Source organism: Okeania sp. SIO3I5 (assembly GCF_010672085.1).
Classification (GTDB): Bacteria; Cyanobacteriota; Cyanobacteriia; order Cyanobacteriales; family Microcoleaceae; genus Trichodesmium.
In genome coordinates, this window is the sequence record NZ_JAAHHT010000264.1 from 1 (window position 1) to 12,564 (window position 12,564).

A 12,564-nucleotide genomic window follows, 5' to 3' on the forward strand; every position below is an offset into this window, starting at 1 on the left:
AACCAGAATATTGTAGGGACGTTCCATGGAACGTCCCTACTGTGGTTTACCCAAATGAAAACTGCTGTAAAGTCTCCCCTTTCAAGGGAAAAAAATAAATTTTTTCCTTTTAGTCAATCCTCTCCCTTTTAGGGAGAGGTAATTATCCATTATATCATGTCCGTTGGTATCGTTTGTGTAAAAATTGGGGAAATATTTACCTTATACCAAAAATTAATGGGAGGATTGATTTCATTTTTGATTTTTGGAGATGTCTATTTTTAAGAATGTGATGGAGTAATTTTGTTTTGCCACTACCAAGAAAACCAATAATAATACTAACAAGTATTCCCTGTTGAGGGAAATCTACTATTTCTTGTTTAGTCATTGGAATTTATCCTATTTCAAAATTAACGCAACTTCCTTAGCAAAATAAGTCAAAATTAAATCCGCACCAGCACGTTTCATACTGGTTAAAGTTTCCAACATCACCTTTTTTTCATCTATCCAACCCTTCTCACCAGCAGCTTTAATCATGGCATATTCCCCACTCACGTTATAAGCAGCTACAGGTAGATTTGTTGCTTTTCTTACCTCACAAATAATATCTAAATAAGCAAGCGCCGGCTTAACCATCACCATATCTGCACCTTCGGCAATATCCAAAGCTACTTCTTTGATGGCTTCCCTAGCATTAGCAGGATTCATTTGATAAGTCTTTTTATCCCCAAATTTTGGTGCAGAATCCAAAGCATCGCGGAATGGTCCATAATAAGCTGAGGCATATTTAGCAGAGTAGGCAAGTATTCCCACATCGAAGTATTCAGCAGCATCCAGAGCTTTGCGAATCGCTCCAATACGCCCATCCATCATATCTGAGGGAGCGACAATATCAGCACCAGCTTCGGCCTGGGATAGTGCTTGTTTGACCAAAACTTCTACGGTGGGGTCGTTGAGAATCACTCCATTTTCCCCCACAATACCATCGTGACCTTCGCTGGAATAGGGGTCGAGAGCTACATCAGTAATGACGACAATATCTGGTATTGTTTGTTTAATTGCCTTTACAGTTCTTTGTATTAACCCATCTGGGTTGTAGCTTTCGGTGCCAACATTGTCTTTTTTAGCTTCCGCAACGAGGGGGAATAAAGCGATCGCATTAATTCCTAAATTATAAGCATCCTCTATTTCTTTGAGCAGTAAATCTAGAGTATAGCGATAACTTCCAGGCATCGAAACAACCTCGACTTTTTGCCCTTCTCCTTCCATCACAAACAATGGATAAATTAGATCGTTAACTGTCAACTTGGTTTCCTCAACCATACGTCGCAAAGCGGGAGTGCGACGGAGACGACGGGGGCGTTGTGCGCCGGGAAATTCTCTGGACAAATTTGCTTCTGTCATGGGTAGATAACTTACCTAATAATTTTGATCATAATTATCATAAATCAAAAATTCACATTAAGGATGAGATTGTATTTCAAGAAATAATTACAACTATACCAGCATCTAGATAGTGTTAAGAAATTTTAAAAAATTGTCCATTTCTTGTAGCGATAAAATAATTCTGTTACACTGGCCAGTATCTAAGAAGTCAGACAAAACTAAGTCTAACTTCAAAAATCAATCAATGTAAGGATAGTTACATAATGACTACTTATTTATTCGATCTAGACTTTGAGACGGCAGACTCAACTTCAGGTTTACCCGCCGAAAATTATAAAGGTATTCCTTTGCTGTGGGATGAGAATGGGTTTAGTGGAAAAGGATGGAATAAGGCAGAACGCGTTCAGAAGTTTGGGTTACATAATCGTTACTGGGAAATAGAAACTGCTCGCGATCCAAACACTGCTGCACCACTCTACAAGCACTCATTTGAGGTAGTAAACGAGGAAATTGGAGGACGGACTGGTTCTTTCGGTCGCTTTGAGCTGAGAGAGAGTGATGAAAATGCTTCTAGTAGTAGCAGCCGAGTTGAGCTATCCCTGAGTACGGGAAATCTAGAAGCTCATAATTCTGATACTTGGTATGGGTTTAGTATTTACATTTCTGAAGATTGGGAGATTGACAGTTTCCCTGACTTGATTGCTCAATGGCATCATGGTCCTGATGAATACGGAAATTGGAATGGTCCTCCACTTACACTTACAATTGAGGGAAATGACCTTCTTCTCAGTTTATCCAACGAACTGAACAACAACAATCAACGCATATATGACGTTACGACTCTACCTAAAAGCCTCCAAGATATGAAAGGTAATTGGACAGACTTCGTATTTCATATTGACTGGGAAGGTCCTTCAAGTGATGACGATGGCCTGATAGAAGTTTGGATAGACGGCGATAAAGAAGTTACTAAACAAGGACCTACTACTTATCGCGATAATGCGGGTGTCTATTTCAAGAGTGGAATTTACAAATGGGATTGGGAAAATGGAAATACCACTGATACAGAACAACGGGTTCTTTATTCTGACAATTTCCGTATTCTTAGCGATGGGGAGCAAATTGAGGGATACGAGAGCGAATTTGATTTTGTTGCTCCTTGGAGCCGTCCTGAAGTTGCTGCAACCTACCCTCCAGATGACAATGATACCTCTGATAATCGTTTTGATTTTAATGGGGATGGAGTGGCAGACATTCTCTGGCGTAATAAAATTGATGGGGGTAACAGGATTTGGTTGATCAATGATGATGGCACGCGTAATAATATAGTTAACCCTGGAAGTGCAGGTTTAGCTTGGGATGTAATAGAAGTTGCAGATTTCAATGCTGATGGAGTGGCAGACATTCTCTGGCGTAATAAAATTAATGGAGGTAACAGGATTTGGTTGATCAATGATGATGGCACGCGTAATAATATAGTTAACCCTGGAAGTGCAGGTTTAGCTTGGGATGTAATAGAAGTTGCAGATTTCAATGCTGATGGAGTGGCAGACATTCTCTGGCGTAATAAAATTAATGGAGGTAACAGGACTTGGTTGATCAATGATGATGGCACGCGTAATAATATAGTTAACCCTGGAAGTGCAGGTTTAGCTTGGGATGTAGCAGAAGTTGCAGATTTCAATGCTGATGGAGTGGCAGACATTCTCTGGCGTAATAAAATTGATGGAGGTAACAGGATTTGGTTGATAAATGATGATGGCACGCGTAATAATATAATTAACCCTGGAAGTGCGGGTTTAGCTTGGGATGTAGCAGAAGGAATAGGTCTTGAGCATCAGTAATAATTTTTAGATTGGGAAAGTCTGTAGCAAGGCAGGTTTGGTCAATGGGAATATTGCTAGTACCGGGGCTGAAATAGACAGCAGGATTAGCTTTAGGGATTTGTTCCCGAATCAAACTTGTTTTGCCGACTCCTGGTGGGCTAGCTACTACAGCGATCGTAGGTTTTAACATTTTTCTTCCATAGCTCAACTTTTCAATGCTGAGACGATACGGCGACTTGCCATCCTTGCCCCTGATAGATTTCTGGGGCTTTAGCCTGAACTGAGGAAAGCCATAAACAATCTGATTTATTCAAGCCGTCTTCGCTAAGATTAGCATTCTTCATTAGAACCGTTCTAACCTGAATAGGCAGTGTAATAGGTGTTAAAGGGTTGAAGTAAGTTTACAATTGTGTTGGGTTGGGAGCATCACCATACACTGTTTTCGGGTCAAAGGTTTTCTCCGTTTCGGTAAATATTAACTGAATTGGTTCCTGGGAATCAATTATTCTAGATTAGTAACGAAATAACTATATCCCCTAAGTAAAAATGTTAACTATTGGAACACAAAAAAGCGATCGAATTACCACAATTACTAATACAACTTGGGCTGAATATATTAGTTTAGACTTGCCCAGTAAACGAGTCTCATTTCGCAATGGAGTTATCACTATCGTGTCCCCAGGACGTAACCATGAATTGATTGGTGATTATATTAGAGCAATTGTTTGGGCTTACTGCCGTCAAAACAACCTTGCACTGTTTCCTTACAATCAAACTACTCTTAAAGAAGAAGGAAAAGAAGGGAAAGAACCTGATGTAGCTTACTGTTTTGAAATAGACAAAGACAAGCCAGATTTGGCAGTAGAAATAAATCTAACATCAGGGAGTATCGACGATTTAACTAAATATCAATACTTAAAAATTCCTGAAGTTTGGCTATGGGAAAACAATAAAGTTAGATTCTTTGTTTATCGTGATTCAGGATATTTAGAATTAACAATAAGCAATTCTCTGCCTAACTTAAACAGCGATCGCGTGACAACAATTGTCAATAGTTGTTTTGGTAAAAGTGTTTTAGAAGTAGAAAATTATTTCCGTTAAAGCTTAATTAAAAAATCACAAAAATGAACCAAAACGAATCTTTACTACCCTTAAAAATCGCCGTCCTAACAGTTTCTGATACAAGAACCGAAGCTGATGATAAATCGGGTAAAATATTAGTGGATAATTTAACCACAACAGGTCATTTTTTAGCAGAAAAAACTATTGTTCCCGATAACATTTACCAAATTCGTGCTGTAGTATCTAGATGGGTTGCAGATGAATCTGTCCAAGTAATTTTGATTACTGGTGGTACGGGAGTTACAGGACGAGATGGTACACCAGAAGCCATTAAACCACTCTTAGACAAAGAAATTGAAGGGTTTGGTGAGATATTTCGGATGATTTCCTATCAAGAAATTAAAACCTCTACCATTCAGTCTCGAACTTTGGCAGGCGTAGCTAACGGTACTTATATCTTTTGTTTACCTGGTTCTAGTGGTGCCTGTCAAACAGGATGGAGTATTATCAAAGAGCAACTTGATTCTCGTAATCGTCCTTGTAATTTGGCTCAATTAATTCCCAGATTGACCGAAACTTAAGAGATGATCAGGCGATCGCTTTGTTACTTACAGCGCTTTTCAAATTGATGAACCACATATTCGCAAGCAAAACTTTGTAGGGACGTTCCATGGAACGTCCCTACTGTGGTCTACCCAAATGAAAACCGCTGTAGGGTTTGCTGAAAAAGTATGCATAGTAGGAGTAGAAGACAGGAGACAGGAGACAGGAGAAATGGGAATTATAGAGGGGTAGGAGCTAAGTTTTGTCCCTTGATTTTTCTGCTCAACTCTCGACTAAAATCCTAAATTTTTGAACCATTACTACCTATAGCTAAGAAAGAGTTGGTTAGGACATAGACTGATGATGAACCTTAGACTAGGAAATATTTTTCCGACTGTTCCCTGTTCCCTGTTCCCTGTTCCCTGCTATAAAACCTCGCACTTTTTGATACTTAAAAAGGCTGAAACTTTTATCTGTCAATACTTTGATATTTAATCAGCAAGCCCTAATTATTCATTATTCATTATTCATTATTCATTGTTGAACGCAGATTTTGCATATTCTTGATGCCGGCTACAAATGCCGCACCGAGCAATTGACAACGCTCGTAAAAATCTTGTTCACTGGTGTGGATGTTAGAGGTTTCGTTGGATGTTACAAGTCCCCTATTATATTCAATTGTCACCGTATTTATGGTTTTTGATATTAGGTTGTCATCATTAATGTCAAGATAATAATTGGCTTTTTTGATCACTTCTTCTAACCTTTTCAGTATGGTATTAGTAGCACCATAAACATCAGGACGCGATTTTTCCCAATTATCAATATTAATGGGTAGTCTGTTAGAAGCATCCCGTATCATGCTTATAAAGGGATCGACAAAAGCTTCCATTTGAGATCGATTAACTGTACTGTATTTATCTGGTTCGTCAGGACTTGAGACATCTAGGACTGACACCAATGGTCTAACTAACTCTTGATACGATTTCAAGTCATGGGTATTGCGCAGATAATCTAGTAGTGCTTTCGTATCTGTACCACCATTGTGCGGTGCAAACTTAGTTAAGTTCATACCATCTAGTTTTGGTGAAAATAACGCATCGAGTATTTCATGGGAAAATGCTGAATAACTATGTGGTTCTAAACAGATAATAGGATAATTCGGATTTGTCATATACGCTGCAGCACGACATGCTCCAGCTACAGCAATACTCAAATCATGATTCTTTTTTAACCCTAGTTTAGTTTCTTCAGTAGGCTGAGAAATATCTTTGTATAGAGGAGTCCCACGATAAGTGTGTGTATTGTAGACCTGATTAGTTCTACCTTCTTTTGCTGGAGCGCGATTGCCATTGCTGATAATTAAATTTGTCAATACTGCCGAACCACAGACAAAATTTTGATTATTTTGCCAAATACTTCCAGATACCTCCAAAACCCCAACATCTGCTTGATTCCAAATTGTGTAAGGATTGCTAGAGCATACGGATTCATCAGCAATTACGTCATCAGATAATAGTCCATCAACACAAGAAGGTGGTAAGGTTCCGGCATGTGGTACATCAAGTATCATTTGTTTTTGAGTGCCTAAAGTATTAGGTCGGATAAAGCTGATGCTAGAGTCACTACGCCCCGTAATAAAAAGTGTATCGACCAATGATACAACGTATACGGGCGTATCTTTATACTCAAAATATGGTCGTGCCACCAACACCATGGCATTGTACATTTCTGGTGACGTATTAGGATATTGTTTTTTTAACCAACTAGAGAATCTGACTTGATCTGAAAACTCTTCGAGTATATTTCGATCGCTTAAATCCTTTCGAGTAAAACGCTGTATAAAATCAATTGCTGTTGTGTGCATGACTTTGCATTTATTTTTCTAACTTGACATCCTCCCGACGCTGCACTTGCGTGACAGCGGGGGATTCCCTAACATCGCTTTTAGGGGCTTTCTGCTTCATAGCACCCGCCTGAGGAGATTTACTCTCTTCAGGTCTTACGGTCGCTCCTAAAGACTTGCCAGCGCCGCCAAAGGGGGTCTCCCCCATGAGCGACTGGCGCTGACACTGCGAGTCCCGCAGCCAAAATATTAATTGCAGCGTTTATGTCCCGATCATGGTGAATGCCACATTCAGGACAATCCCACTCTCTAATATTTAGAGGTAGCTTTTCTACTACATGACCACAATTAGAACAAAGCTTGGAACTGGGGAAATATCGGTCAATCTTAATTAATTCCCGTCCATACCAATCAGCTTTGTATTCTAATTGCCTAACTAATTCTCCCCAGTTTGCATCACTTATTGCTCTAGCTAATTTGTGGTTCTTGACCATGTTTTTAGGAGCTAAATCCTCAACTACTATCGTTTGGTTTTCTCTAATTAGTTGGGTTGTTAGCTTATGGGTATAGTCAAGTCTTGAATCCTTAATCTTAGCGTGTATCTTTGCGACTTTCAGCCTAGCTTTGTAATAGTTGTTAGACTTTTTGTCGGGTTTTCTATCAAGGGATTTCTGAGCTAACCTCAGTTTTTTGTGTAACTTCTGAAGATTCTTTGGATTGGCAACTTTTTTTCCATCGCTGGTAGTTAGTAAATTGGTGATTCCTAAATCAACACCAACTTGCTTCTTAATCGGTTTCAGCCTCAAATATCTGGTATCATTGACTCTCAGAGATATAGACCATCTGCCACTTGGCTCAACAAGCTTGACAGTAATTGTACTAGGTACACAACCTGCTGGCAGTTGTCTACTCCACCTAATAGGTAGTGGTTGTGCACATTTAGCTAAATAGACTTGACCATCTTTCCACTTAAATCCTGATGAGGTAAACTCAGCACTACCACCATTACGCTTTTTCTTGAAGTTGGGATATTTCGCCCGTCCACTAAAAAAGTTGGTGAAAGCAGTCTGTAGATGTCTTAAACTTTGCTGCAAGGGTACACTACTGACTTCTCTCAGAAAATCTAAATCTTCCTGCTTTTTCCAAGAGGTAAGCATGGCTGAAGTTTGTTTGTAACTTACTCGTTCTTTTTTCTCGTACCATGCAGTAGTTCTTGCATTTAAAGCTTTGTTGTAAATGAGGCGTACACATCCCAACGTCCTCCTCAGCAGACTTTCCTGCTCTAGAGTTGGGTAAAATCTAAATTTGTACGCTTTTTCGACCATCTACTGATTAATTGTCAACATTTACATCCTAACATACTATGTGTAAACCCGCAAAATTGATTGGTTTTCCCATACGACCCTCCCCTGCGGGAGAGCGCGGGTCTTCAACCAACGTTTTGATAAACTAAATAAATATTACCATATCTGATATTTTCAGAGTTCAAAGAAAAATTAAACCTAGCTTAAGATAGAAATTTGGCTCAATTGATACCGAGATTGACTGAAACTTAGAAATGATCGGGCGATCGCTCTATTACAATTACTTGGCCAGCACAGAGCGATCGCTGGAAAAATGTTAAAATGACTATTTTTTTACTATCAGAATTGATTTTTGTCTCAACTTATCGCTGCCATAAAAACTTCTCAAGTAATAATGACCACTAAAGTTCTTATAAAAAATTTACAATCTTAATTAAATGTTAAAATTAAATAAATAGTATCACTGTAAAATAACTTGCGGGAAAATCATGGCTCAAGCTTCAAAAACAAACAAACCGAGAAAAAATTCTGCTTACCAAAATTTAATGTCGATCCATTGGTGGATGTTTAATTGTTACATTATTATATTTGTAGTTGGTTCTTTTATGTCGCGTTTGCCAAGAGAAGCATTTGGACGAAACTTACTTTATGATTTCCATAAATCTCTAGGAGTATTGGCAATGGCTTTATTAACTTGGCGAATTTTAACTCTATTACAAGTGTGGTGGAAGAAATATACTAAGCGATTGCCTAAGTATAGTTTTAAATGGATGCAAAAAGTAGCTCTGCATACTTCTCTTTATATCTTTATGTGGGCTGTTCCTATTAGTGGTTTCTTTTTTTCTAACTCCTTTAAAAACAATAATGTCCGCTTTTTTGGTTTAACCTTACCTGATTTATTTCCCCAGAATAGTGACTTAGTAGACTTAGGTCGAAACATACATTTTTGGTTAGCTTATACTTTTTTAGCATTTATTATCTTACACGCGATCGATCAATTTAAGGTAGTCAAAGGATTTTGGCGACGCATTAGTAAAAGAAAAATTAAACATAGCTAAGACAGAAATTTGGCTCAATTGATACCGAGATTGACTGAAACTTAGAAATAATAAAATGGTATTGCCTAATAGCCTGTAATTTGCTAGTCTACTTAAAGTCTCAATATCAGGACTTACGCAAATCGACCTTTTAAGCACCATCTGTAGGGGCTTTCTGGCATTCGCCCTCACTATATATAGAGTCTCTGCGTAAGTCCTGTATATGTTAACCCAATCAGCTAAATTAACAGACATCTAAAGTAAAATCCAATGGAGGGATTAATGGTTACATTAGAAGATGCCAAAAGAGTAATTAGTGCCGCCGAAAAAAAAGCACTCGAAATTGGTCAACCAATGAATATAGCAGTAGTGGATGGGGGAGGAAATCTGGTAGCCCATATACGAATGGATGGAGCTTGGATCGGAAGTATCGATATATCTATTAAAAAAGCGTATACTTCGCGGGCGTTCAATCTGGCCACTAAAGATTTAGCCGAACAGAGTCAATCAGGAGGACAATTTTTTGGGATTCATGCCTCTAACAATGGCAAAATCATGATTTTTGCTGGCGGAATACCCCTTTACAGTGAGGGAGAAGTAGTGGGAGCAATTGGAGTTAGTGGGGGATCGGGAGATCAAGACCATGCCGTAGCCGAAGCTGGAGCCGCCCTATTTTAATTCGTCAACTTCTGTGGGCTGAAGCCACGCAGCTTGGATAACCCAATATCCGACTAAGAGATGGCTAGACCGTGAGCTAAAAACGATAACACTTCCGGGTATTTCCCTAGCCCGGATTCACTGTTGGCTTTCTTGGGTGAAGGCATCGCGTAATTGCGAGACACAACGTTTTTAGTGGTCGTAGGGTAATTAACAGCTTGACAAAATCTATGATTGTCTACTATAGCTGAGAAAGAGTTGCTTAGGACATGGACTGATGATGAACCTTAGACTGGGAAATGTTTTTCTAACTGTTCCCTGTTCCCTGTTCCCTGTTCCCTGCTATATAATCCATGATTATCTATATTTTATTTGATGCTACTAGGATTCATGCGCCGAATTACATCCAAATAATAAACAAAAAACCATGCTGGCCAAACACGCTGGTGTAGCACGCCATGCTTGGAATTGGGGATTATGGTTAACTAAAAACATCCTTAATCATAACTCCCATAATCCGGCAAGGGATAAACTTAAATTCCCCACTGCTATTGACTTGGCCTTTGCTTCTGGTATCAATGGTTAAACCCAAAAATTTTTGGTACTACGAAGTATCTAAAACAGCACCTCAATATGCTTTAAGGTATTTATCTGTTGCGAGTAAGCGCTGTTTTAGCAAAATTTCAGGTCAACCTAAATTCAAGAAAAAAGGTAAAGATGATAGCTTTAGATGGTTCAATCACAGTAGGTTTTAACCATATAAAATTACCGAGAATTGGATGGATAAAAACTTATGAAGTCTTGCCAGATAATATCACTCCTAAGTATGTAACTATAACTAAAAAAGCCGATCGCTGGTCCCCACGCTTTAAAATAGAAACAGAACCTCAAGTCACTGAAAAGTCAGTTGATGTAGTTGGTGTAGATTTGGGTGTGAAATCACGCTTCTTCACTATCAACTGGTGAAGTATTCTAAGCGTGCTAAATCTTACAGAAAGTTAGAATCTAAACTTTCTCGGTTGCAATACTTGAATCGTCATAAAGTTAAGTTTTCTAAGAACTGGAAAAAAGCGCAGCTAAAAATAGCTCAGTTACATTGCTGAGAATAGCTAACATCAGGAAAGATACACTGCATAAATTAACTACAACAGCCGGCTAAAAACCACAGCCAAATAGTAATAGAAGACTTAAATGTATCAGGAATGATGTCAAATCACAGCTACGTTGCATGCAACGTAGCTAAGGCTGTTGCAGATATGGGGTTTTACGAGTTTCGCAGACAGTTAGAGTACAAATGTAAATTATACGATTCTGAACTAATCATTGTGGATAGATGGTTTCCTAGTTCCAAAACTTGCAGTAGCTGTGGAACCGTGAAGGAGTCTCTGCTTTTATCAGAGCGTGTTATGACAATGCGAAAACTGCAATTTTAGCTGCGGCCGAGACTTAAATGCAGCATTAAATTTAGCTATGGCGGGCAGTGAGAGCTACGCTCGGCTAACGCCAACGTCCGTGTCAGCTTGTGGACTGGATAACGCCGACGTTGCCATGTGGGAAGCAGGAATAGAACAGATAATCATAGATTGATATAGATTATCGTAGGTTTCTAAGAACGGAATACCCCTTTACAGTGAGGGAGAAGTAGTGGGAGCAATTGGAGTTAGTGGGGGGTCGGGAGAGCAAGACCATGCCGTAGCCGAAGCTGGAGCAGCGCTATTTTAATTCTTGAAAACATCATTAGAGAAGGGATAAGGTAAGATGTGGCTTGGGAGTTGTCTATTTAGGGCTGGGTGATTAAATATCGCGGGCATTGACTGATATTGGTTATAGCCTTTTTAGGTCTTGAAAAAGTACGAGGTTTTCGTTGTAGACTGCTCAAAAAGGAGCGGATTTTGGACTGATTATGCTAGAACAATCTTGGGATAATTCTTTCAACGAGCTATTCCGTCTTCATCGATACAGCCGATGACAACTCCTGCACCATATTCTTTTGCCAATTGCAGGACTTTAAAAAATCGCTCCTCCCCATCTTCATAATTAGTGGAATTGAGCAAACATTTGCCCCCAGGGACCTTGAGACAGGCTTCCATTTTTGTCTATTCGGTGGAGTCGAGCATCAGTGGGAGAGTCGTATTAGTCACCAGTCGCGATACCAGTTCTCGCATATCCCGTTCTCCATCACGCCCGACGTAATCTACGTTTACGTCCAGCATATGGGCGCCTTCTTTGACCTGGGATTTAGCGATCGCCAATAACCCATCCCAATCATCTTGATTCAACAGCTTGCGGACTTTTTTAGAACCACTGGCATTTAATCGCTCGCCAACGATTAAAAAAGAATTATCCTGCTCGTATGTTTGGGCGAAATAAATGGAAACTACTGCTGGCGTATAGGAGAGGGGCGATCGAAATCTCACCGACGGCATTTTTTCGCACTGAACGCTCTTTCCCAAGCAAATAATAGAGAAAAAAAGATTGCAGCGATCGCTTCATTGCCAAAATTCCCCACAAAAAGAACCAGATCGATCCCCATACGTTCAAGGGCAATTCGATCTTTAGTTTCCCACTGGTCGTGAACATCTCTCCATTTTATCCCATTATCAACCCAATAGAAAATTTCATTCACAATTTCCCGCAAGTCTACTAATCGAGGACTTTCTATCGAATTAGGGGGGGTGGAAATAAATCGAAGATTTATTTCCATTCTGAGTCAGTTGACATACTCCCGACGTTGCCCTTACGGGAAAAATAGGGATTCTGAGCGTCTGGGAAACCCTGACCGCTGCGCATGACAGAGGTGATGTCCTCCCCCTGTTTTGACTTTGACAATAACAAAATGCTCTTAGCTTGTGTCTTGGGCATATGAACGTTTAGCTTATGAAGGTATCCGAATCCGGGCCCAGGCTTTCATCCCGACGCTCCCC

14 protein-coding genes and 1 pseudogene are annotated in these 12,564 nt (G+C 39.6%); 9 read left to right on the top strand and 6 right to left on the bottom strand.

Translation table 11 applies throughout. The features are described from left to right. Positions 1 to 196 precede the first annotated feature (196 nt). Together F6K40_RS41495 and hemB are read right to left on the bottom strand one after the other, a co-directional pair. Positions 197 to 367 carry a GTP-binding protein gene (locus F6K40_RS41495; protein ID WP_375340619.1) on the bottom strand — a complete coding sequence of 57 codons (171 nt, stop codon included), beginning with the start codon at positions 365 to 367 and terminating at the stop codon, positions 197 to 199. Between the two features lie 11 nt (positions 368 to 378). Continuing rightward, complete coding sequence (gene hemB, locus F6K40_RS34220; RefSeq protein ID WP_293142786.1) at positions 379 to 1,383, bottom strand: porphobilinogen synthase; 1,005 nt, start codon at positions 1,381 to 1,383, stop codon at positions 379 to 381. A 245-nt stretch (positions 1,384 to 1,628) separates the two neighbouring features. On the opposite strand from hemB, the gene F6K40_RS34225 reads away from it, so the two are divergent. The 3 genes from F6K40_RS34225 to moaB all read left to right on the top strand — a co-directional run bounded on the left by F6K40_RS34225 (position 1,629) and on the right by moaB (position 4,834). After that, positions 1,629 to 3,209, top strand: a complete 1,581-nt coding sequence (locus F6K40_RS34225) for a heparin lyase I family protein (RefSeq protein ID WP_293142788.1) — start codon at positions 1,629 to 1,631, stop codon at positions 3,207 to 3,209. 528 nt (positions 3,210 to 3,737) lie between these two features. Further along, positions 3,738 to 4,292: a Uma2 family endonuclease gene (locus tag F6K40_RS34230; protein ID WP_293142790.1), complete on the top strand. Its 555-nt coding sequence runs from the start codon at positions 3,738 to 3,740 to the stop codon at positions 4,290 to 4,292. A gap of 23 nt (positions 4,293 to 4,315) precedes the next feature. Next, positions 4,316 to 4,834 carry a molybdenum cofactor biosynthesis protein B gene (gene moaB, locus F6K40_RS34235; protein WP_293142792.1) on the top strand — a complete coding sequence of 173 codons (519 nt, stop codon included), beginning with the start codon at positions 4,316 to 4,318 and terminating at the stop codon, positions 4,832 to 4,834. Positions 4,835 to 5,319: 485 nt separating this feature from the next. On the opposite strand, the gene F6K40_RS34240 is transcribed toward moaB, so the two are convergent. After that, positions 5,320 to 6,663, bottom strand: coding sequence for a hypothetical protein (locus F6K40_RS34240; protein ID WP_293142794.1), 1,344 nt, complete (start codon positions 6,661 to 6,663; stop codon positions 5,320 to 5,322). 128 nt (positions 6,664 to 6,791) lie between these two features. Next, positions 6,792 to 7,967 carry an RNA-guided endonuclease TnpB family protein gene (locus F6K40_RS34245; RefSeq protein ID WP_365673775.1) on the bottom strand — a complete coding sequence of 392 codons (1,176 nt, stop codon included), beginning with the start codon at positions 7,965 to 7,967 and terminating at the stop codon, positions 6,792 to 6,794. A 467-nt stretch (positions 7,968 to 8,434) separates the two neighbouring features. On the opposite strand from F6K40_RS34245, the gene F6K40_RS34250 reads away from it, so the two are divergent. The 6 genes from F6K40_RS34250 to F6K40_RS34275 all read left to right on the top strand — a co-directional run bounded on the left by F6K40_RS34250 (position 8,435) and on the right by F6K40_RS34275 (position 11,362). Continuing rightward, a complete protein-coding gene (locus F6K40_RS34250) occupies positions 8,435 to 9,004 on the top strand; it encodes a cytochrome b (RefSeq protein WP_293142796.1) in 570 nt (189 codons plus the stop codon). A 261-nt stretch (positions 9,005 to 9,265) separates the two neighbouring features. Then, a complete protein-coding gene (locus tag F6K40_RS34255; RefSeq protein WP_293142799.1) occupies positions 9,266 to 9,661 on the top strand; it encodes a GlcG/HbpS family heme-binding protein in 396 nt (131 codons plus the stop codon). Between the two features lie 406 nt (positions 9,662 to 10,067). Next, positions 10,068 to 10,226: a helix-turn-helix domain-containing protein gene (locus F6K40_RS34260; protein ID WP_293142802.1), complete on the top strand. Its 159-nt coding sequence runs from the start codon at positions 10,068 to 10,070 to the stop codon at positions 10,224 to 10,226. 131 nt (positions 10,227 to 10,357) lie between these two features. Further along, on the top strand, positions 10,358 to 10,606 hold the full coding sequence (locus F6K40_RS34265; RefSeq protein ID WP_293142805.1) for a hypothetical protein: 249 nt from the start codon (positions 10,358 to 10,360) through the stop codon (positions 10,604 to 10,606). Between the two features lie 290 nt (positions 10,607 to 10,896). After that, the gene (locus tag F6K40_RS34270) at positions 10,897 to 11,073 is read left to right on the top strand and encodes a transposase (protein WP_293142808.1); all 177 of its coding nucleotides are present in this window, start codon (positions 10,897 to 10,899) and stop codon (positions 11,071 to 11,073) included. 184 nt (positions 11,074 to 11,257) lie between these two features. Beyond that, entirely contained in the window at positions 11,258 to 11,362 is a 105-nt protein-coding gene (locus tag F6K40_RS34275) for a heme-binding protein (RefSeq protein ID WP_293142811.1), read from the top strand. A gap of 212 nt (positions 11,363 to 11,574) precedes the next feature. On the opposite strand, the pseudogene F6K40_RS34280 reads toward F6K40_RS34275, so the two are convergent. After that, a pseudogene (locus tag F6K40_RS34280) lies at positions 11,575 to 12,030 on the bottom strand (dihydropteroate synthase); the annotation flags it as partial. 23 nt (positions 12,031 to 12,053) lie between these two features. Further along, positions 12,054 to 12,344: a hypothetical protein gene (locus F6K40_RS34285; RefSeq protein WP_293142814.1), complete on the bottom strand. Its 291-nt coding sequence runs from the start codon at positions 12,342 to 12,344 to the stop codon at positions 12,054 to 12,056. Positions 12,345 to 12,564 lie beyond the last annotated feature (220 nt).